The 22826-nt window shown below is 44.8% G+C and carries 18 protein-coding genes; 17 read left to right on the top strand and 1 reads right to left on the bottom strand.

The genetic code is table 11. The features are described from left to right. The 11 genes from BBH88_RS14710 (at window position 1) to BBH88_RS14660 (ending at window position 15511) form a co-directional block, all read left to right on the top strand. Window positions 1–495: an ECF transporter S component gene (locus BBH88_RS14710; protein ID WP_006829268.1), complete on the top strand. Its 495-nt coding sequence runs from the start codon at window positions 1–3 to the stop codon at window positions 493–495. Beyond that, window positions 473–1150 carry a hypothetical protein gene (locus BBH88_RS14705; protein WP_006829267.1) on the top strand — a complete coding sequence of 226 codons (678 nt, stop codon included), beginning with the start codon at window positions 473–475 and terminating at the stop codon, window positions 1148–1150. The genes BBH88_RS14710 and BBH88_RS14705 overlap by 23 nt, the downstream gene beginning before the upstream one ends. A gap of 277 nt (window positions 1151–1427) precedes the next feature. Then, complete coding sequence (locus BBH88_RS14700; RefSeq protein WP_006829266.1) at window positions 1428–3563, top strand: (Fe-S)-binding protein; 2136 nt, start codon at window positions 1428–1430, stop codon at window positions 3561–3563. Between the two features lie 342 nt (window positions 3564–3905). Further along, window positions 3906–5099: an acetyl-CoA C-acetyltransferase gene (locus BBH88_RS14695; RefSeq protein ID WP_065536592.1), complete on the top strand. Its 1194-nt coding sequence runs from the start codon at window positions 3906–3908 to the stop codon at window positions 5097–5099. Window positions 5100–5101: 2 nt separating this feature from the next. Next, window positions 5102–5953: a 3-hydroxybutyryl-CoA dehydrogenase gene (locus BBH88_RS14690; protein ID WP_006829264.1), complete on the top strand. Its 852-nt coding sequence runs from the start codon at window positions 5102–5104 to the stop codon at window positions 5951–5953. Window positions 5954–5968: 15 nt separating this feature from the next. After that, the gene (locus BBH88_RS14685) at window positions 5969–7105 is read left to right on the top strand and encodes an acyl-CoA dehydrogenase (RefSeq protein ID WP_006829263.1); all 1137 of its coding nucleotides are present in this window, start codon (window positions 5969–5971) and stop codon (window positions 7103–7105) included. A gap of 15 nt (window positions 7106–7120) precedes the next feature. After that, window positions 7121–8260, top strand: coding sequence for an acyl-CoA dehydrogenase (locus BBH88_RS14680; RefSeq protein ID WP_006829262.1), 1140 nt, complete (start codon window positions 7121–7123; stop codon window positions 8258–8260). A gap of 15 nt (window positions 8261–8275) precedes the next feature. Further along, complete coding sequence (locus BBH88_RS14675; RefSeq protein ID WP_006829261.1) at window positions 8276–8917, top strand: TetR/AcrR family transcriptional regulator; 642 nt, start codon at window positions 8276–8278, stop codon at window positions 8915–8917. Window positions 8918–8922: 5 nt separating this feature from the next. Then, a complete protein-coding gene (gene icmF, locus BBH88_RS14670) occupies window positions 8923–12174 on the top strand; it encodes a fused isobutyryl-CoA mutase/GTPase IcmF (protein ID WP_065536593.1) in 3252 nt (1083 codons plus the stop codon). Window positions 12175–13188: 1014 nt separating this feature from the next. Then, window positions 13189–13755, top strand: a complete 567-nt coding sequence (rpoE, locus tag BBH88_RS14665; protein WP_065536594.1) for a DNA-directed RNA polymerase subunit delta — start codon at window positions 13189–13191, stop codon at window positions 13753–13755. Window positions 13756–13912: 157 nt separating this feature from the next. Continuing rightward, window positions 13913–15511 (top strand): CTP synthase, encoded by a 1599-nt coding sequence (locus BBH88_RS14660; RefSeq protein ID WP_006829257.1) that lies wholly within the window; start codon window positions 13913–13915, stop codon window positions 15509–15511. Window positions 15512–15568: 57 nt separating this feature from the next. On the opposite strand, the gene BBH88_RS14655 is transcribed toward BBH88_RS14660, so the two are convergent. After that, a complete protein-coding gene (locus BBH88_RS14655) occupies window positions 15569–16054 on the bottom strand; it encodes a DUF2529 family protein (protein ID WP_006829256.1) in 486 nt (161 codons plus the stop codon). A 48-nt stretch (window positions 16055–16102) separates the two neighbouring features. Here BBH88_RS14655 and BBH88_RS14650 point away from each other — a divergent pair, with 48 nt between their 5' ends. The 6 genes from BBH88_RS14650 (at window position 16103) to rho (ending at window position 22740) form a co-directional block, all read left to right on the top strand. Beyond that, window positions 16103–16462: a response regulator gene (locus BBH88_RS14650; protein ID WP_006829255.1), complete on the top strand. Its 360-nt coding sequence runs from the start codon at window positions 16103–16105 to the stop codon at window positions 16460–16462. Window positions 16463–16545: 83 nt separating this feature from the next. After that, complete coding sequence (locus BBH88_RS14645) at window positions 16546–17406, top strand: class II fructose-bisphosphate aldolase (protein WP_006829254.1); 861 nt, start codon at window positions 16546–16548, stop codon at window positions 17404–17406. Between the two features lie 75 nt (window positions 17407–17481). After that, complete coding sequence (gene fsa, locus BBH88_RS14640; protein ID WP_006829253.1) at window positions 17482–18138, top strand: fructose-6-phosphate aldolase; 657 nt, start codon at window positions 17482–17484, stop codon at window positions 18136–18138. A 475-nt stretch (window positions 18139–18613) separates the two neighbouring features. Continuing rightward, window positions 18614–19912: a UDP-N-acetylglucosamine 1-carboxyvinyltransferase gene (locus BBH88_RS14635; protein ID WP_006829252.1), complete on the top strand. Its 1299-nt coding sequence runs from the start codon at window positions 18614–18616 to the stop codon at window positions 19910–19912. Between the two features lie 73 nt (window positions 19913–19985). Beyond that, a complete protein-coding gene (gene glpX / locus BBH88_RS14630; RefSeq protein WP_006829251.1) occupies window positions 19986–20951 on the top strand; it encodes a class II fructose-bisphosphatase in 966 nt (321 codons plus the stop codon). Between the two features lie 505 nt (window positions 20952–21456). Next, the gene (gene rho / locus BBH88_RS14625) at window positions 21457–22740 is read left to right on the top strand and encodes a transcription termination factor Rho (protein WP_006829250.1); all 1284 of its coding nucleotides are present in this window, start codon (window positions 21457–21459) and stop codon (window positions 22738–22740) included. The last annotated feature ends 86 nt before the right edge of the window (window positions 22741–22826 follow it).

Genomic DNA, 22826 nt, shown 5'->3' with positions numbered 1-22826 from the left:
ATGACGACAAAAAAATTAGCGCTTGCGGCGTTATTTATTAGTTTATCGGCAATCGGTGGAATGATTAAAATTCCACTCGGCGTCGCGTCCATCGCGCTCGATGCGATGCCCGCATTAGTTGCAGTGCTCTTTTTCTCAGCACCGCTTGCGGGGACCATTGCAGCATTTGGTCACTTAATTTCTGCGCTGTTCGGCGGTATGCCACTTGGGCCATTTCATCTGATTATTGCAGTCGAAATGTGGATTGTCGTTTGGCTGTTCGCAAAACTCCATCAAGCAGGCAAGCTTTGGCTGAAATGGCTGGCATTTGTTATCGGCAACGGAGTAGTGGCGGCAGTGCCGTTTTACTTCTTGTTGTCGCCCGCATTTTTTTATGCGTCCGTACCAGGACTGTTAATTGCTGCTTCCATTAATGCAGCGGTTGCTGCTCTTTTAATGCCTTATGTTCAAAAAACTAGCGGAGGTTCACATCATGCGTCACGAAATATGGATTGATGGCTTTGTCATTACCTCGGACAATGCAGCAGGAATTGGTGAAAAGCAACACGACGTCGTCTTTGCTTCTAATACCACTACTGCGAAGTTTGCGGCCCGCGTTGCGTTACTTGAACAATGGGCTGCAGGTAGCGAACCAGAAGCAGTGCTGCTACATAACTTTAGTGGAGCTTCGCAATGGGACGATTATGTCGCTGGTCTAACCGAGCTATTCACTGAAGCAGAAACGGTATTGCCATCAATTTCAGGAAGTACAGAAAGCAATATGCCGACGCTGCAATCGGGCATCGCCGTTACAATGATTGGCAAACAACAAAGAAATCTCGTGCCAGCAGACTCTCTAAGTTGGTTTGCTTACGGTGTTCCACTCGTCGGGGAAGAAGTACGGACTAAAGCGAATCAAATCGCGGATATTGGTTCTATCAAAAAAGCATTGGAAATAGCGTTAATCGAACGCGTCTGGCCAGTCGGCTCAAAAGGAATTGCGCAAGAGTTCGAGTTATTGATGGAGCGTCGTGTGGGAATGTCCACTGCTCTTGACGTAGAAACTTCTGGCGGTCCGGCGACTTGTGTTTTGGTCGGTGTGCAGCAAAGTAACGCTGAGCGCGCTCAGCGTTACTTTGGGGAAAGTCTTTTTTCGATAGAGTTTGAATAGGTAAAAGCATCATCCATTCTTTTGGATGATGCTTTTTTTTGGCTTGCAGAGTAGAAAATTAAGATCCTTGTTTAATCAGCTTCTTTCAGCACTCAATCAACTAATTTTCCTCATTTCAGCGCAAGCAGTCTTTACTAATTTTAAAATTATTCGAAATATGAGTTGACTGAATGCTCATTCATATTTTAATATAGAACATAGTATCGACAAGCTGCTGTCATTCACGTAAACTTTAAGTAAGTTATTTTTAGAATATAATCACAAGGGGGATATCGCGATGGAACCATTGTTAATTGCAAACTGGGTTTTATTCATAGCTGTAACCGCTTACGCAGTTTATCTCTTCATCTATTTGTTGAAGTCGAGATATGATTTCATCAAACTCGGGAAAAAAGTCGAGTTTGAAGAAAATTTTAGCGAGCGTTTGCGTAAAGTCATGGTCAATGTTTTTGGCCAAAAGAAATTATTGAAGGATAAGAAGAGCGGGACAATTCACGTTATGTTCTTCTACGGCTTCCTGCTAGTTCAGGCAAGCGCCATTGATTTTATTATCAAGGGCCTGTCACCGGATTCGCATTTGCCGCTAGGTCCGCTTTATCCGGCCTTCACTTTTTTCCAAGAAATCGTCACATTAACGATTCTGGTTGCAGTGATCTGGGCATTCTACAGACGTTACATTGAAAAGCTTGTTCGCTTGAAGCGCGGATGGAAATCAGGACTTGTGCTCATTTTCATTGGTGGATTGATGGTGACCGTGCTAATTGGTAACGGAATGAACATGATCTGGCACGGGCATGAAGCTGCCTGGACTGAACCAGTTGCTTCTCTAGTGGCTGTCGCATTTGCTTGGTTACCTGAAGCTGCAACAATTTCGATTTTCTACGTGATGTGGTGGGCTCATCTCTTGTTCTTGCTGACATTCTTAGTGTATGTGCCGCAATCCAAGCACGCACACTTGGTCTTCGGCCCAGTCAACACGTGGTTCCACAGAGTGGATCATGTAGGTCGCTTGAAGCCGATCAACTTTGAAGAAATGGAAGATGAAGAAGATCCAGATGCGATGCCTTCATTCGGTGTCGGGAAAATCACTGATTTCACTCAAGGTCAAATGATCGATTTTTACGCATGTGTAGAATGTGGACGCTGTACGAATATGTGTCCGGCAACAGGAACAGGGAAAATGCTGTCTCCGATGGACTTAATAACAAAACTTCGTGACAACCTGACAAATACGGGTGCAGTCATGACGCAGAAAAAACCTTGGGTGCCGGCAATGGCATTTAATAATACGCAAGGAAATCAATTAGCAATGGCTGCTGGTGCTGAAGGTATTAGCATCGACGATCTTTACAGCCCGAGCTTAATCGGAGACGTCATTACAGAAGAAGAAATTTGGGCGTGTACGACTTGCCGTAACTGTGAAGATCAATGTCCAGTTATGAACGAGCACGTAGATAAAATTATTGATCTCCGCCGTTACTTAGTAATGACAGAAGGGAAAATGAACCCGGATGCTCAACGCGCGATGACGAATATCGAACGCCAAGGAAATCCATGGGGCCTTAACCGGAAAGAAAAAGAAAACTGGAGAGATGCACGTCCAGATATCCATATTCCGACAGTAAAAGAAATGAACAAAGCAGGCGAAGAGTTCGAATTCCTATTCTGGGTTGGCTCGATGGGGTCATTCGACAGTCGTTCACAAAAAATTGCTTTGTCATTTGCACGCCTAATGAACGAAGCTGGCGTGAAGTTTGCGATTCTCGGAAACAAAGAGAAAAACTCGGGTGATACGCCACGCCGTCTTGGAAACGAATTCTTGTTCCAAGAACTGGCGACAGCCAATATCAAAGAATTCGAAAAAGCTGAAATCAAGAAGATCGTGACGATCGATCCGCACGCTTATAACATCTTTAAAAACGAATATCCGGATTTTGGTTTCGAAGCTGAAGTCTACCATCATACTGAAATGTTGTTTGACTTGGTCCAAGATGGCCGGTTGAAACCGCAATTCCCGGTGAACGAACGGATCACTTTCCATGATTCCTGTTATCTCGGCCGCTACAACGATGTCTACGACGCACCGCGTGAAATACTAAAAGCGATCGAAGGCGTAGAATTAGTTGAAATGGTTCGCAACCGAGAAGATGGCATGTGCTGTGGAGCTGGTGGCGGAATGATGTGGATGGAAGAAGACGTAGGACATCGCGTCAACGTTGCCCGTACCGAACAAGCACTTGAAGTTAGCCCGACGATGATTTCTTCCGGCTGTCCGTATTGCTTGACCATGCTGTCAGATGGTACAAAAGCGAAGGAAGTTGAAGAGCAAGTTGGAACTTACGATGTAGCTGAACTATTGGAAATGGCTGTTCTTGGAAACGCAACACCAGAACCAGAAGCAATTGTCCAATAACCAAAAGATTGGTAAAGATTTTCTCGGTTTCTTATCAGGAAATTCATTGGCCAGCAATAAATAATTGATTTATCACAGAAAAATGAGTAGAATAACAGCATAAGTAATAAAAAGAAAGGGAGTAAAGTGCTCCCTTTTCTTTTGGATAAAAATCGAGCGAGCGTTCAGTCGCTAAAATAACCAAGTAAATTAACGAAGAAATTGCTCCAGCTGGACGCTTTGGGTCTACAGGAAAGCGTAGCTGGTTTGCACAAGATCCGAGCAAAATAAAAAAGAAGTTAAATTTTTTTTGAAATAGTTGAAACCGTTTACAAGAAAGTATCACGGGGGAGGAAAATTATTATGGCAAAAACAGTTATTATTGATGGCGCACGTACGGCATTCGGGAAATTCGGAGGTAACTTGAGTACATTGACGGCAAGTGAACTTGGTGCAGAAGCGATCAAAGCCGCGATGAGCCGCGCAGCTATTCAACCTGAAGATGTTCAAGAAGTAATCATGGGTAACGTCCTCCAGGCTGGGCAAGGGCAAATTCCTTCTCGTCAGGCAGCGACAAAAGCTGGAGTTCCCTATAACGTAAAGTCTGAAACCATCAATAAAGTCTGTGCATCTGGCATGCGCAGTGTCACATTGGCAGACCAAATCATTCGTTTAGGTGATGAAGAAGTTATTGTCGCGGGTGGCATGGAATCCATGTCGAATGCGCCTTATTATTTGCCAAAAGCACGCTGGGGACTTCGTATGGGAGATGCTCAAGTCATTGATGGCATGGTCCATGATGGCTTGTCTTGTTCATTCCATCCGGACAAGGTCCACATGGGAACTTACGGCAACTCAACTGCTGAAGATTTCGACTTGACGCGTGAAGAGCAAGATAAATGGTCAGCTCGTTCACATGAACTTGCGATTAAAGCGAAAGATTTATTCGCTGAAGAAATTGTTGCAATTAAAATTCCTCAGCGTAAAGGAGATCCCATCACAGTTGATGTGGATGAAGCTCCGCGCGCCAATTCAACAATTGAAGCATTAGCAAAATTAAAGCCAGCATTCGGTAAAGACGGTACAATTACTGCCGGAAACGCACCTGGCATTAATGACGGTGCAGCAGCACTGGTCTTAATGAGCGAAGAACGTGCACAAAACGAAGGGAAAAATATATTGGCACATATTTTGTCTCATACAGAAGTGGCGATTGAGCCGCATCGCTTCCCTGAAACGCCTGGAATTGTCATTAACGAGCTATTAAAGAAAACGGGCAAATCGCTGGATGACATTGATTTGTTCGAAATTAATGAAGCGTTCGCAGCAGTCGCTTTAGCCAGCTCGAAAATTGCTGGGTTAGACGCTAAAAAAGTCAATGTCAATGGAGGTTCTGTAGCACTCGGTCATCCGATTGGGGCAAGCGGAGCACGCATTATCTTGACACTCGCTTACGAATTAAAACGCCGCGGAGGCGGCATCGGCATCGCAGCAATCTGCTCAGGCGGGGGACAAGGCGACGCGGTTATGATCGAAGTTCCTAAGGAGGCAAAATAAGTATGTCGATTCAAAACGTAATGGTTATTGGCGCCGGACAAATGGGTTCCGGCATCGCACAAGTTTGTGCACAAGCAGGATTGAATGTGAAATTGAATGATATGAAACAAGAAGCATATGACCGCGGAATTGCGACTATCACCAAAAATTTATCCCGCAACGTTGAAAAAGAGCGTATGACTGAAGATGAAAAAATATCGATTCTTGGACGTATTACATCTTCGCTAGATCTCAAAGACGCACACGATGTCGACATCGTCATCGAAGCGGCTGTTGAAAATATGGCGATTAAACATAGTATTTTTAAAACACTAGACGAAGTAACGCCAAAACATGCTATCTTAGCAACAAATACATCATCTTTGCCAATTACAGAAATTGCTGCAGTCACCAATCGCCCAGAGCAAGTAATCGGCATGCACTTTATGAATCCAGTGCCGGTGATGAAGTTAGTGGAAATTATCCGTGGCTTGGCAACTTCAGATGAAGTATATAAAAAAGTCGAAGAAATGACCTTGCAATTGTCGAAAACACCTGTAGAAGTAAATGATTTCCCAGGATTTGTCTCAAATCGTATTTTGATGCCGATGATCAATGAAGCGATTTTCACGCTTCAAGAAGGAGTCGCAACAAAAGAAGCAATTGACGACATTATGAAAATGGGCATGAACCACCCGATGGGACCACTTGAACTAGCTGATTTCATCGGATTGGACACGTGCCTCTATATCATGGAAGTGCTGCATGAAGGATTCGGCGACAGCAAATACCGTCCGAGTCCATTATTGCGTCAATACGTAAAAGCAGGATGGCTTGGTAAGAAAACCGGGCGTGGTTTCTATAGCTACGCATAATTAGGAGGAACCATTATGGATTTGCACTTTACAGATGAACAGCTTATGATGCGCAACATGGTGCGAGATTTTGCCAAAGAAGAAATTGCACCGTTTATTGAAAATATGGAAAACGATGAATTTCCAACAGAAATTATTAAGAAAATGGGCAAGCTGGGCTTGATGGGAATTACTGCTCCAGAAAAATATGGCGGATCAGAAATGGACTTTACTTCCTATATCACAGCCATTCATGAATTATCGAAAGCGAGTGGCGTAATTGGCGTAATTTTATCAGTCCATACGTCTGTCGGAACCAATCCAATCTTGAATTTCGGATCACAACAGCAAATTGAAAAATATGTACCCAAATTAGCGAGCGGTGAATATCTCGGAGCCTTTTGTTTAACAGAGCCTGCAGCGGGATCTGACGCAGGAAGTCTCAAGACAAAAGCGGTTCTAGACGGCGATGACTATGTCTTAAACGGCTCGAAAGTCTTTATTACAAACGGCGGGGCAGCCGACACTTATATCGTTTTCGCTTCGACAAAACCTACCGCAGGTTCTCGTGGGATTTCGGCTTTTATCGTTGAAAAAGAGACGCCTGGCTTAGTTATCGGCAAAAACGAAAAGAAAATGGGGCTTCATGGTTCGAAAACTGTTCAATTAACTTTCGAAAACATGCGCGTACCGGCTGAAAACTTATTAGGCGAAGAAAACAAAGGATTTAGCATTGCGATGGCGAATTTGAATGTCGGACGTATTGGTATTGCAGCACAAGCGCTTGGCATCGCTGAAGCCGCTTACGAATACGCTGTTGCTTATGCGAAAGAACGCGTGCAATTTGGTAAGCCAATTGCGCAGCAACAAGGCATCGGCTTTAAACTGGCAGACATGGCGACGCAAGTAGAAGCAGCAAAACTGCTGGTTTACAACGCAGCTGACCTGTATTCACAAGGCAAGGATTGCAATAAACAAGCTTCCATGGCGAAACTTTTCGCTTCAAAAGCGGCAATGGACGTCACCATTGAAGCCATTCAAGTGTTTGGCGGTTACGGCTATACGAAAGACTATCCAGTCGAGCGCTTGTTCCGTGATGCAAAAGTGACTGAAATCTACGAAGGTACCAGTGAAATTCAACGCATGGTTATCAGCAAACAACTAATCAAGTAATCGGAGGAATCGAAAATGAACTTTCAATTGTCTGAAGAACATGAAATGATCCGCAAAATGGTAAGAGATTTCGCCAATAAAGAAGTGGCACCAACAGCAGAAGAGCGCGACGAGGAAGAACGTTTTGATCGTGAGATTTTTGATAAAATGGCTGAACTGGGTCTTACAGGAATTCCGTGGCCAGAAGAATATGGCGGAATCGGCTCGGATTATTTGGCTTACTGCATCGCGGTTGAAGAATTATCACGCGTTTGTGCATCAACAGGCGTTACACTTTCGGCGCATACGTCACTTGCCGGCTGGCCGGTATATACATTCGGAACAGAAGAACAAAAACAAAAATACCTTCGCCCAATGGCTGAAGGCACAAAAATTGGCGCTTACGGTTTAACCGAACCATCTGCAGGATCTGATGCAGGTTCTATGCGTACTTCCGCTAAAGAGGACGGCGACCATTATATTTTGAACGGCTCAAAAATCTTTATTACTAATGGTGGTATTGCAGATATTTATGTTGTCTTTGCGGTAACCGATCCAGAATCGAAGCATAAAGGGACGACGGCGTTCATCATTGAAAAAGACTTTGAAGGCTTCTCGGTCGGTAAAAAAGAGCGCAAGCTAGGCATTCGTTCAAGCCCGACAACAGAAATCATTTTCGACAACTGCCGCGTGCCAAAAGAAAACGTTTTGGGCGAACTTGGCCAAGGCTTTAAAATTGCGATGCAGACGCTTGACGGCGGACGCAACGGCATTGCAGCTCAGGCTGTCGGAATCGCACAAGGTGCGCTTGACGCGTCAATCGATTATGCCAAAGAGCGTGAGCAATTCGGTAAGTCGATTTTAGTCAATCAAGGAATTTCCTTTAAATTAGCAGATATGGCAACGTCAATCGAGGCTTCCCGTCTTTTGACATACCAGGCAGCTTGGCTCGAGTCGAACAAATTATCTTACAGCAAAGAGTCGGCAATGGCGAAATTGATGGCTGGTGACACAGCAATGAAAGTGACAGTTGAAGCGGTTCAAGTCTTTGGCGGTTACGGCTACACGAAAGATTATCCGGTCGAACGCTTTATGCGCGACGCGAAAATTACGCAAATTTATGAAGGCACACAGGAAGTTCAGCGTCTGGTTATTTCCAGAATGGTTACGAAATAAGCGGAGGGGTGCCTTATGAACAAAAAGCGTGAAATTGAGTCTTCCGTGAAAGATGAAAGCTTGATCGAAAAGCGTCGCGAACAAATGATTCGCGGGGCTGTCACGCTTTTTAAAGAAAAAGGCTTTCACCGGACGACAACACGGGAAATTGCCAAAGCGGCTGGTTTTAGCATCGGCACTTTATATGAATACATCCGGACCAAGGAAGATGTGCTATATCTCGTCTGTGACTCGATTTATGACGAAGTGCATACACGTCTCGACCGACTCGATATTGAACAAGGCTCCATCAACGTTCTGGCGGTGGCGATTGAACATTATTACACACTGATCGACGACATGCAGGACGAGTTCGTGGTCATGTACCAAGAATCCAAATCATTGCCAAAAGATGCATTAAGTTATGTGCTGGATAAAGAGCTTGAAATGGTAGCGATTTTTGAACGCTTATTGACACAATGCGTCGACAACAATGAGATCAAGATGACACCAAAAGAAGTGGTCATGGCTGCCCATCATATATTTGTACAGGGTCAGATGTGGGCATTCAGACGATGGGCGTTGAACGATTTCACCATCCAGGAATTTATCGATATGCAAACCAAATTTCTCTTGCAGGGGATGGCAGGAGAACACATTTCAATACAGGGGGCTTGATCATAATGGCTATCATTGAAGAAACGAAAACCTATCAGCCGAAAAACCATATTCGCTTTGTCACAGCTTCTAGTCTTTTTGACGGTCATGACGCGTCCATCAATATCATGCGCCGGATTTTGCAATCGAGCGGCGCCGAAGTCATTCACTTGGGCCACAACCGTTCTGTTGAAGAAGTAGTCAATGCGGCAATCCAGGAAGATGTTCAGGGTATTTGTATTTCTTCTTATCAGGGCGGCCATATGGAATACTTTAAGTATATGCATGATTTACTGGAGGAAAAAGGCGCTTCGCAGATCCGTATTTACGGCGGAGGCGGAGGCGTTATTTTACCTCGTGAAATCAAAGAACTTGAAGAATACGGCATTGCTGGCATCTTTTCGCCTGAAGACGGCCGCAAAAAAGGTTTGCAAGGAATGATCACGGAAATTGTCGAAGAATGTGATTTCTCGACGGTGAAAAAAGATCAGAAAATCGAAAACTTGTCAGCTGACAAACCGGTTGTACTGTCGAACATTATTACAGCGGCAGAAGAAGCCCACACACGGGATACGGATACCGACGACTTGCTGAGAGCGGTCCGGGAACAGACAAAAAACACACCTGTCCTTGGAATCACCGGAACAGGCGGCGCCGGTAAAAGTTCGTTAACCGATGAATTGATTCGTCGATTCCTGTCTGAACTTCCAGACAAGAAAATCGCCATCCTGTCGATCGACCCGACCAAGCAGAAAACGGGCGGTGCACTTTTAGGTGACCGGATACGCATGAACGCAATTTTCAACAAGCGCGTCTTTATGAGAAGTTTGGCAACACGTGGTTCGCGTTCTGAATTGTCAGGCGCAATCGGGGACGTTTTAGATGTCGTAAAAGCGGCAGATTTTGACTTGATCATCGTTGAAACGAGCGGGATTGGTCAAGGCGATGCAGAAATCGCTAATTTCTCAGACGTCTCGATGTACGTCATGACCAGTGAATTTGGTGCGCCGTCTCAGCTTGAAAAAATCGACATGATTGATTATGCAGACTTAATCGTCATCAACAAATTCGAACGGAGCGGCTCGCAGGATGCGCTTCGCCAAGTGCAGAAACAGTATCAGCGCAGCCGCCTGTTATGGGAAAAAGAACTGGATGATATGCCGGTTTACGGTACGATTGCCAGCCAGTTCAACGATAAAGGAACAAACTCTCTATTTGCAGCATTAGTGGGCACGGTCAATGAAACATGTGGAACTGATTGGGAAACGGATTACGATAAATTCGTTAAAACCCAAAAAGAGAACCTCATCATTCCAAACAACCGCCGTTATTATTTGCGTGAGTTGACAGATACAATCCGCGGCTATCATGCAAAAACAAAAGAGCAATCTGCTTTTGCGCGTCGTCTGTTCCAATTAGAAGGCGCTATCGAAGCCGTCAAAGAAAAAGCGCCAGACGATGCATTGGTCGCTTCACTTGAGTCGCTGTCTGACGGCGTTCGCGATGAATTGACTGCAGAATCTAAACGCATTCTCGCTAACTGGGATGCTTTGAAAGAAATGTATGCTGGAGACGAATTCGTTACAACAGTACGCGATAAAGAAATCCGTACGATCTTGCGTACAGAAAGTCTATCCGGCATTAAAGTGCCTCGCGTCGTATTGCCGAAATTCGTTGATTACGGCGAAATTTTGTCATGGGTTTATTTGGAGAACGCTCCAGGTTCATTCCCTTATACTGCAGGCGTATTTCCGTTCAAACGTGCAGGCGAAGATCCAAAGCGCCAGTTTGCTGGCGAAGGAACACCTGAACGGACCAATCGCCGTTTCCATTATTTATCAAAAGACGATGATGCAAAACGCTTATCGACTGCGTTCGACTCGGTGACGCTTTACGGCGAAGATCCGGATCACCGTCCGGATATTTACGGAAAAGTCGGGGAATCAGGCGTATCCATTTGTACACTCGATGACATGAAGAAACTTTATGAAGGGTTTGATTTGTGCGCACCGACCACTTCTGTTTCCATGACCATCAACGGACCAGCACCGATTATTTTGGCGATGTTCATGAACACGGCTATCGATCAGCAAGTTAAGATAAACGAAGAAAAACTGGGCCGCACATTGACGGTCGAAGAATTTACGGAAGTCCGCGAAAGCACGTTGCAAGTTGTACGAGGAACTGTACAAGCTGATATTTTGAAAGAAGACCAAGGACAAAATACGTGTATCTTCTCGACGGAATTTGCATTGCGCATGATGGGGGATATCCAGCAATACTTTATCGACCACAAAGTGCGTAATTATTACTCGGTATCGATTTCGGGCTACCACATTGCGGAAGCGGGCGCGAATCCGATTTCACAACTGGCGTTCACGCTTTCTAATGGCTTCACATATGTGGAATATTACTTGAGCCGCGGCATGAACATCGATGACTTTGCGCCGAACCTATCGTTCTTTTTCTCGAACGGACTAGATCCGGAGTATACGGTTATCGGCCGTGTAGCACGCCGCATTTGGGCAATCGTGATGCGCGATAAATACGGTGCTAATGAACGCAGCCAGAAACTGAAATACCATGTACAAACTTCGGGACGCAGCTTGCATGCACAGGAAATTGACTTCAACGACATCCGTACAACCTTGCAAGCGTTGATGGCGTTACAGGATAACTGTAACTCGCTGCATACGAACGCTTACGATGAAGCAATCACCACACCGACGGAAGAATCAGTCCGCCGCGCAATGGCGATTCAGATGATTATCACCAAAGAGCATGGCTTGTCGAAAAATGAGAACCCGCTTCAAGGTGCATTTATCATTGAAGAAATGACGCAATTGGTAGAAGATGCGGTAATGACTGAATTTGATCGCATCAATGACCGTGGAGGCGTCTTGGGCGCAATGGAAACACAATACCAACGCGGCAAAATCCAAGAAGAATCCATGCATTACGAAATGAAAAAACACACAGGCGAATTGCCAATCATCGGAGTCAACACCTACTTGAACCCGAATCCGCAATCGGACGACGACATCAACGCGATGGAAATCGCCCGCGCCACAACAGAAGAAAAAGAAACACAAATCGGCAACCTGCGCGCCTTCCAGGAACGCAATGACTCAACCGAAGCTTTGGAGCGCCTAAAGCAAGCAGCCAAGACCGGCGGCAACATCTTCGAAGAGTTAATGGAAACCGTAAAAGTCGCTAGCCTCGGCCAAATCACCACAGCTTTGTATGAAGTAGGCGGGCAGTATAGACGGAATATGTAAGTAGAAAAGCGGATTCGCCCACGAAAGGCCCGACAAGCTTAAGGTGACTCGGCGAAGCGGCGTTTCTTCAGCCGCACAGTCGAGTTGCCTTAAGACCCCGAGGGGCTGGGCGAGAAGCTGGATAAGTAGAAAAGCGGAAGCAACCGTTTTGCTCTGACCGGCGTGAGAGGGTTTGGCGAAGCGGCGTTTCTTCAGCCGCACAGCTAGAAAAGTGAAAGTGCCTGTTTAGCTCTGATAGGCATAAGGCGAACCGGAGAAATGGCGTTCTTTGCCACGCAGCCGGTTTGACTTATGATCCGAAGAGCTAGGCACTTGCAACTGGACAGCCAAAACAGCTTACGACCCGAGGGGCTGGGTGTAAGAGCTGAATAAAGATTGATAAAGACGCGAAATCCATTGGAAGACGGATTTTGCGTCTTTACTTTTGTGAGGAATCAGGAAAGGGATTAATTTGGAAAGGATGAGTTTTTCGTCGTTCAAAAACGGTGTGCACGTTCAGCAAAGAATACGCACGTTTAGCAGGAAATACGCACGCTCAGAAAAGGATATGCACGCTCAGCATAAAACACGCGTGTTTAGAAAAAAATACGTACGTTCAGTAGAAAATGCGTAAAACTAGCGCAAAAATTAGAAATATAAAGTAATTTGACCCATTAATATAATAATAGAAAGAAAAAAATTCCATACAAATCACACAACTTCCTTCAAGCGCATTACCAAGTCGATATCCTCTCTCATTTTCTGTATACTAGAAGAATATGTATCGCATAAACTAAGAAGGATGGATCCCATGCGCAAAGCTGGTCACTATATAATCATCATAATCTGTGTCATACTGATTTTCTTCCTGTACAATAAGGCATTGGGGTCAATTCCTTTTATGGTTCTGGCGCTTTATTTATTTTATTTTGGGTGGAGACAAATAGATCCAAGAAAAAAGAATACACGGTAGCGGAGACTAGTTAGTTTGTATATAATGGATTAAGTTATGAAAGAAGAAGGGACGTGCACGGAATGAAAATTCGTGAATTATCTAAAGAAGAACTGATAGAAGAGTCGTTTGTTGACTTGACATATGCAATGTTGGAAGAAACGCACGAAACGAAAACATATGCAGAGCTTGTCGCAGAAATCGAAAAAATGATGAACTTATCGAAAGAAGATATGAAGGACCGTTTGGTTCAATTCTATACGGATTTGAATATCGACGGCCGCTTTTTAATCTTAGGCGAAAATCGCTGGGGCCTTCGCGAATGGTATCCAGTTGAACAGATTGAAGAAGAGTCGGCGCCGACTGTTAAAGCGCGCAAGAAGAAAGCCAAAGTGGCTGACGATGAAGGCTTTGACGATCTGGATGAATTGTCATTGGAAGATGAATTGGAATTCGAGGACTTCGGTGAAGACGACGAAGACGAGGACGACGAAGTGGTTAAAGCGCCTGTCGAAGTGGAAGTGCTTGATTTTGACGCAGACGACGACGAAGAAGACAGCGATGTTTTGGTCGAAGATCTAGACGGCAACATCATCGATGAAGATGATGACGACGACGATGACGACGAAGAAGAAGATGACTTGAAGTAATCTGAACATTTTTTCACCTTGACTTATGAGGCGAGACTGGATAAGATTTTATCTGGGCTCCTTATAATAGGAGAGATGATTCGTACAGTTTACGCGCTCCCCCTGCATGCAGCAGGTGGAGCGCTTTTTATTTTTACCATTCGAGGAGGAAGCAGGCATGACGAAGTATATATTTGTAACTGGTGGTGTTGTATCATCACTCGGGAAAGGCATTACAGCCGCATCATTAGGGCGTTTATTGAAAAACAGAGGGTTGAATGTAACGATTCAAAAATTCGATCCTTACATCAATGTGGACCCAGGAACAATGAGTCCATATCAGCACGGAGAAGTTTATGTAACAGATGATGGCGCAGAAACGGATTTGGATCTTGGCCATTACGAACGTTTTATCGACATTAATTTAAATAAATACTCAAACGTAACAACTGGGAAAGTCTATTCGACTGTTATTCAGAAAGAACGCCGAGGCGATTATTTGGGCGGAACGGTTCAGGTTATTCCGCACATCACCAATGAAATCAAAGACCGTCTATTGCGCGCCGCCAAAACAGCAAAAGCGGATGTAGTCATTACAGAAATTGGCGGAACTGTCGGCGATATCGAATCCTTGCCATTCCTCGAAGCGATTCGTCAAATGCGTTCAGATCTTGGGCGCGATGAAGTCATGTATATCCACTGTACCTTGATTCCGTATCTTGGGGCTGCTAAAGAAATGAAAACAAAACCGACACAGCATAGTGTGAAAGAGCTTCGCAGCCTCGGAATTCAACCGAACCTAATTGTTGTGCGTACTGAACATCCAGTGCCGCAGGATATGAAAGACAAAATTGCTTTGTTCTGTGATATTAAGCCGGAAGAAGTAATTGAATCACGCGATGTTGATGTGATTTATGAAATGCCGCTTCGTCTTCAAGAGCAGCATATGGATCAGATTGTCCTGGATCATTTCGGAATTGATGCGCCAGAAGCTGATATGACGGAATGGACAGCCTTGGTCGAAAAAGTAAAATCACTCAAAGACAGCGTGCGCATTGGACTAGTCGGAAAATATGTAGAGTTGCAGGATGCCTATATTTCTGTCGTGGAATCGTTGAAACATGCTGGTTTCGCCTTCGATTCTGAAATTGAAGTGGATTGGATCAACGCCGAACACATTAACGCAGAAAACGTAGCGGAGAAATTGAAAGACTGCGACGGAATTCTTGTTCCGGGTGGCTTCGGCGATCGTGGCGTTGAAGGGAAGATCGCTGCAACACAATTTGCGCGTGAAAACAACGTGCCGTTCTTTGGTATATGTCTAGGCATGCAATTGGCTTCTGTCGAATTTGCACGCAACATCATGAACTTAGAAGGCGCACATTCTTCTGAATTGAATGCTAAAACACCTTACCCAGTCATCGATCTTTTGCCTGAGCAAAAAGATATCGAAGACTTAGGTGGAACGCTTCGTCTTGGTTTGTACCCTGCGAAACTTGAAAAAGGTTCGAAAGCGCACGAAGCTTATGGCGAAGAATTGGTTTATGAAAGACATCGTCATCGTTACGAGTTCAATAATGAATACCGTGAGGCTTTCGAGAATGCCGGATTCAAATTTACAGGAACCAGCCCGGATGGCCGTCTGGTAGAAATTATCGAAGTTGCTGACCACCCGTGGTTCGTCGCTTGCCAATTCCATCCGGAGTTTATTTCACGTCCGAACCGTCCACAGCCATTGTTCCGGGAGTTTGTGAAAGCATCCATTGCCAACAAATAAACAAATGGCAAAAGCCTTCCCTTGGAAAAAAGGGAAGGCTTTTGTGCATAAACCTATCTATTCAGCCAGCAGTGCATCAATGCGTAGCTTTACAGCGTAATATATATACAGCGCTGCCATAGCGTGCGGAACTAACACGGGCTCGCTGTCGTCCTTCATCAAGGAGTCCTCTTGGCCATCCAAGAGCAAAAAGGCGTCAGCTAATTCACGTTCGTCCGATTGTGAAGAAACAAACGCGAACGGAATACCAGCATCCGACAATCTACCAGCAAGCTCATCTCCTTCTTTATTCGGCGATAAGATCCAGACACGGTCGGTACTGGTAACGACGCTGGATGGCGACCATTCTACTGCAGCCGTTAAGGGTTCTGAACTGTAGATGGCGGCCGCAGCGACGGCTTTCATTTCACCGAAAGCTGCGATAAAAATGGTTCCTCCCGCGGCAGAGGCCTGCGCCAAAACGCCGGCAATGCTGTCAATGTCAGTTTGCTGCTGCGAAAGTCGTTCAAACAAGCGAGTCAACTGTGTAGTTAATGGATTCATAAAATTCACCTCGTAAAAAAAGTATAGCAGATAAAGGAGTGACTCTTCTTGAAAACCATTTTGATAGTAGACGATCAGCCAGGAATCCGGCTGTTATTAAAAGAAGTATTCAGCAAAGAAGGTTACCGAGCGATTGCGGCGGGTAGCGGAATAGAAGCGCTTGAAAAAGTACAGGAAGCTTGTCCTGAACTGGTTTTATTGGATATGAAAATCCCAGGAATGGATGGCATTGAAATCTTGAAGCGCTTAAAAAAAAGCAACCCAGCTATACATGTCATTATGATGACGGCTTATGGCGAACTCGATCTCATAAAAGAATCGATGAATTGGGGGGCAGAGCGTTATTTCACCAAGCCCTTTGATGTTTTTGAAGTGCGTGATGCAGTAAAGCAACTATTAGAAGAGTAACGACGAAGAAGTAGCGTAAATACAGGGTTTTTGATATAGTATAAAAGATATTCGCTTTACACATTGCTGAGGAGGAACACTAAATGCCATTGGTTTCAATGAAAGAAATGATGATAAAAGGAAAACAAGAAGGATATGCAATCGGTCAATTTAATTTAAACAACTTGGAGTTCACACAGGCCATTCTTCAAGCCGCGCAGGAAGAGAATTCTCCAGTCATCTGCGGAGTTTCTGAAGGCGCAGCCCGTTACATGGGTGGCTTCACAACAGTTGTTAGTATTGTTAAAGGATTGATGCATGATTATAAAATTACCGTTCCTGTGGCAATTCATTTAGATCACGGTTCTAGCTTTGAAAAATGTAAGGAAGCGATTGATGCGGGATTTACTTCAGTTATGATTGATGCATCCCATCATTCGTTTGAAGAAAACATTGAAATCACGAGACAAGTGGTAGAATATGCACGCCAACATCATGTTTCCGTAGAAGCGGAATTGGGAATCGTCGGTGGACAGGAAGATGATGTCATTGCAGATGGGGTTATTTATGCTGATCCGCAGGAATGCAGACAGCTGGTTGAGCAAACGGGCATCGATTGCCTGGCACCTGCTCTTGGTTCGGTCCATGGTCCTTATAAGGGCGAACCAAATTTAGGATTTGTAGAAATGGAAGGAATTTCTAAACAATGTGACGTGCCACTCGTATTACATGGTGGGACAGGAATTCCAACAAAAGATATTCAACGTGCTGTTTCTCTTGGTACATCGAAAATCAATGTCAACACAGAAAGTCAGATTACATCGGCTCAAGCAGTTCGTGATGCATTGAACAACGATCCGGATGTCTATGATCCGCGTAAATACATGGGACCAGCCCGTGATGCTATCAAAAAAACTGTAATGGGTAAAATGCGTGAGTTTGGAAGTTCAGGAAAAGCAGAATAAGAAGACAAAAAAGATGGGAGAGAAGCGTCCAAATGGAGCCTTCTCTTTTTCCCGTCATACTGGAGGAGACATACTATGAAATTTTTCATCGATACAGCAAACTTTGACGAAATCAAAGAAGCACACGCCTGGGGCATTCTTTCAGGTGTTACAACCAATCCATCACTGGTTGCAAAAGAGAAAAATGTTTCATTCCACGACCGCCTGAAAGAAATCGCCGCGCTTGTTGATGGTTCGATCAGTGGGGAAGTTATCGCACTTGATGCAGAAAACATGATCAAAGAAGGCCGCGAACTGGCTGATCTTGCTCCGAATATCACAGTGAAATTACCGATGACACCAGACGGTTTAAAAGCTTGTGCGGTTCTTGCTGCAGAAGGTAAAAAAGTAAACGTTACCTTAATCTTCAGCGCTAACCAGGCATTGCTAGCAGCACGTGCCGGAGCAGCTTACGTTTCTCCATTCCTTGGACGTCTTGATGATATCGGACACAACGGTATGGACTTGATTGCGACAATTGCAGAAATTTTCGCGATCCACGATATTTCTTCGGAAATTATTGCGGCTTCAATCCGTCACCCACAACACGTAACAGAGGCTGCATTAAACGGTGCACATATTGCTACAATGCCGATTAAAGTGATGCACCAAATGTTCAGACACCCGTTAACAGATCAGGGAATCGAAGCGTTCCTTGCTGATTGGGAAAAACGTTCAGTAGAAGTAAAATAAAGAAAAACTATATAAGTTGAACGAAAAAAATCCTTTAAATCAATGAGGGTCAGGAAAAGAAGAAATCGCTTCAGACGGACGCTTTGGGCCCATAGGATGTGGATTATGCAACTGGCGTGACGAACAGGACGTCGCGGTGCCAATTGTCAAGGATGTCGCTTGAGCCTCTTGGAAGTCGCTTCACTGCTCCAACAGGAAAGGCGTTGACCGAAAGGAGTTCGGTCAACGGCTTTGCGACGAAGCTAGCATAGCGATGCAGGAGCATGGGTTTTTAGGAGCTGGTTTGCGGAATATCGATAGGCTGGAATCATTAGTTCATCTTATATAGTCGATTTTCCGATTGAGAAACAGGGGAAATGAAAGCCGCTAAAGCGGAGAAAACGTAAGTTGTGATCGGCAGCCAGCCTAGAAGCCGAACCAATGGAACTTTTCAGGCCAAACGAGCTGCCGGAAAAGTGGATAAAGGAGAAATTTAATGGATGTTTATAAAATAAAGGGCGGTAATCGCCTTTCCGGAACAATTAAGGTCAATGGCGCTAAAAACAGCGCAGTCGCTTTGATTCCTGCATCGATTTTGGCGAATTCGCCCGTATCGATCGAGGGATTGCCGGAAATTTCCGACGTATGGACACTGAAAAGCATTCTGGAAGAAATCGGCGGGGAAGTATCGTTTGAAGATGGGACAATGAACATTGACCCGTCAAAAATGATAGATATACCTTTGCCAAATGGTAATGTGAAAAAATTGCGTGCTTCTTACTATATGATGGGCGCAATGCTGGGCCGCTTTAAGCATGCCGCAATCGGTTTGCCGGGGGGCTGTTTCTTAGGGCCACGCCCGATTGACCAGCACATCAAGGGCTTTGAAGCGCTTGGTGCAAAAGTGACGAACGAACACGGTGCGATTTACTTGCGTGCCGATGAACTTCGAGGCGCTAAAATTTATCTGGATGTCGTCAGTGTTGGCGCAACAATCAATATCATGCTCGCCGCTGTTCTTGCGAAAGGGCAGACCACCATTGAAAATGCTGCAAAAGAGCCGGAAATTATTGATGTAGCGACTTTATTGACAAATATGGGCGCGAGAATCAAAGGAGCCGGAACAAACATTATTCGGATTGATGGCGTGGAGGAATTGCACGGCACTAACCATACAATCATACCTGACCGGATTGAAGCCGGAACCTTCATGATTATGGCTGCCGCAGCAGGAGATGGTATAACTATCGATAACGTAATTCCATTCCATATGGAAGCGTTAACTGCTAAATTGCGTGAAATGGGCGTCGATGTGCAAGAAGATGAAGAATCCATTCACATTCCTAAATCTAATAATTTGCATGCGATAGATGTGAAAACCTTAGTTTATCCGGGATTTGCGACAGATCTTCAACAGCCGTTTTCTGTGCTGATGACGCAGGCTCAAGGATCTTCTATGATTACTGATACCATTTACTCAGCTCGTTTTAAGCATATTGACGAACTTCGTCGGATGAATGCGAGCGGTCGGGTGGAAGGAAGAGCGGCAATTATTACAGGTCCGACTCCGTTGACTTCGGCAACCGTTGTAGCATCCGACTTACGTGCGGGAGCAGCATTGGTCATTGCTGGACTTTTGGCAGAAGGTGAAACTGAAATCCGTGAAATCTACCATATCGAACGAGGCTATTCGTCCATCATCGAAAAACTTCAGGGCCTTGGGGCTGATATTCGGAGAGAAACGATTGATCCGGTTACAAGCATGAAGTCCGACCTTAGCCAGGACGCAAACTGACTCTCTTTCAACGCAAAAATATGTGCTACAATGATGAAGACGTAGTTAAAGCTGAACTGGAGGAACTTATCGTATGGAACGAAGTCTATCGATGGAATTAGTGCGTATCACTGAAGCGGCAGCAATTGCCTCCTCAAAATGGATGGGCCGCGGCATGAAGATCGAAGCAGATGATGCAGCGACCACCGCAATGAGAAAGGTATTTGATACCATCCCGATGCGTGGTGTAGTCGTCATCGGTGAAGGTGAGATGGATGAAGCGCCCATGCTGTATATCGGTGAAGAATTGGGAACAGGCAACGGTCCGGAAGTGGATGTTGCAGTAGATCCTTTGGAAGGAACAAATATCGTAGCCGCTGGTGGATGGAATGCTTTGGCAGTTCTTGCAATCGCTGACCGCGGCAACCTTCTGAATGCGCCTGATATGTATATGGACAAAATTGCGGTTGGGCCAGAATCAGTAGGCAAAATCGATATCAATGCGCCAGTTATCGACAACCTTCGTGCCGTGGCAAAAGCCAAGAATAAGGATATCGAAGACGTCGTTGCCACAGTTATGGATCGTCCGCGTCATCAAGATATCATCGATCAAATCCGTGCTGCGGGAGCCCGTATTAAACTGATTTCAGACGGTGATGTTGCAGGAGCGATTAATACGGCATTCGACCAAACCGGTGTAGACATTTTGTTCGGAGTGGGTGGAGCACCTGAAGGCGTGATCGCTGCAGTCGGCTTAAAATGCCTAGGTGGCGAAATCCAAGGGAAATTGCTTCCGCAGAACGAAGAAGAAGCGCAGCGTTGCATCGATATGGGCATTGACGTGAGTAAAGTCCTGATGATGGATGACCTTGTCAAAGGCGATGATGCCATTTTTGCGGCCACAGGCGTTACAGACGGAGAACTATTAAAAGGCGTCCAGCTAAAAGGTGGTTTCGCAGAAAGCCATACATTGGTCATGCGCGCGAAATCTGGAACCATTCGCTTTATTGAAGGGCGTCACAGTCTGCAGAAAAAGCCGAATCTTGTAATGAACGATTAACGATCCTACTTCATAAAATGAGTCCGGCAATTTGCCGGACTTCTTCTTTAAAGATCTTCTCAATCATTCGCTACTGATCCTCAAATAACGTAAGAAAAAGTAAGCGTTTTAATTGAATCGAAAGAACGACCTTTCAAACATCTCTTCGGGAATGGCTTATACGAATAAGCAGGAAAGAACACCTTTCTTGTTGCTCCGCCCAGCCAGCGGGCGCTGGCGATGAGCTTATCTTAACAAAAATTAAACCTACGTGTCTGCTCTCACAAGTAGAAGAGATGAGTAAAGTGGTGGAGCGACTGATGAGACTTGGGCTTTCCCGCAGCAAGCGCAGTTGTTTTGCAGAATATCAGCAGTAAAGAATTGTTAATGTGACTTATAGTTCAACATGTACAGTTCAATTTTTTAAGATGAAAGCTATTTCTAGTAAGCGATGTAAAGAATCTCATACATTCGCGCGACTTATCTACAAACCAAAAATAATACGAATAAGAGTGGTGTCCGATACATGGCAACGATAACGATCTCCGCATTGGAGAATATGACGTTAAAAGAGCTTTATGACTTAGCAAAAGAATATAAATTGACCAATTACAGTAAGCTGACAAAAAAAGAACTAATTTTTGCGATTTTGAAAACGCGTGCAGAACAAGAAGGCTTCTTCTTTATGGAAGGCGTATTGGAAATTATCCAATCTGAAGGCTTTGGTTTCTTACGACCAATTAATTATTCACCAAGTTCACAAGACATTTACATTTCTGCTTCCCAAATTCGCCGTTTTGATTTAAGAAATGGTGATAAAGTTTCGGGTAAAGTGCGTCCACCGAAAGAAAACGAACGCTATTTCGGTTTGCTTCAAGTTGAAGCGGTAAACGGTGAAGATCCCGAAGTAGCCAAAGAGCGGGTCCATTTCCCAGGGCTTACGCCGCTTTATCCGGACCGCCATATCCGTTTGGAAACGACACCAGCACATTTGTCCACGCGCATCATGGACTTAGTCGCACCGGTTGGTTTCGGTCAGCGTGGCTTGATAGTCGCGCCGCCAAAAGCTGGCAAAACTATGTTACTGAAAGAAATCGCCAATTCGATCACGACCAATCATCCGGAAGCAGAATTGATTGTGTTGCTGATTGATGAACGTCCAGAAGAAGTAACGGATATCGAGCGTTCTGTAGATGCAGATGTTGTATCTTCAACTTTTGATGAAGTGCCTGAAAATCATGTTAAAGTTGCCGAACTTGTTCTTGAACGCGCAATGCGTCTCGTTGAACATAAACGCGATGTTGTCATTTTGATGGATTCCATCACACGCCTAGCTCGAGCATATAATTTGGTTATTCCGCCAAGTGGCCGTACACTATCAGGAGGAATTGATCCAGCGGCCTTTCATCGGCCAAAACGCTTTTTCGGAGCAGCACGCAATATCGAAGAAGGCGGCAGTTTGACTATTTTAGCTACTGCTTTAGTAGAGACTGGCTCACGTATGGACGAAGTCATTTACGAGGAATTTAAAGGAACGGGCAATATGGAATTGCATCTTGACCGCTCTTTGGCAGAACGTCGCATCTTCCCAGCACTTGACATTCGCCGTTCTGGAACACGTAAAGAAGAATTGCTGATCGAGCCGAAGCAACTTGAAAAGCTGTGGTCTATTCGCAAAACCTTCTCGGATTCGCATGATTTTGGTGAACGTTTCTTGAAAAAACTGAGCCAAACAGATACAAATGAAGAATTCTTTGAGCAATTGGCAACTGAAATGAAGACCCACCGAAGCAACAAGAAGATGATTTAATCACTTGCAAACAATATGGAAATTTGGTATGATCGTGAAAGTGAATCAAAGCAAAGCTATTGCATATACGGTCTAAAGAACCGTGT

The sequence above is a fragment of the Planococcus antarcticus DSM 14505 genome (assembly GCF_001687565.2).
In the GTDB taxonomy this organism is placed as follows: domain Bacteria; phylum Bacillota; class Bacilli; order Bacillales_A; family Planococcaceae; genus Planococcus; species Planococcus antarcticus.
The sequence above is the reverse complement of the archived record's forward strand: the minus strand, read 5'-3'. Positions and strand labels throughout refer to the sequence as shown.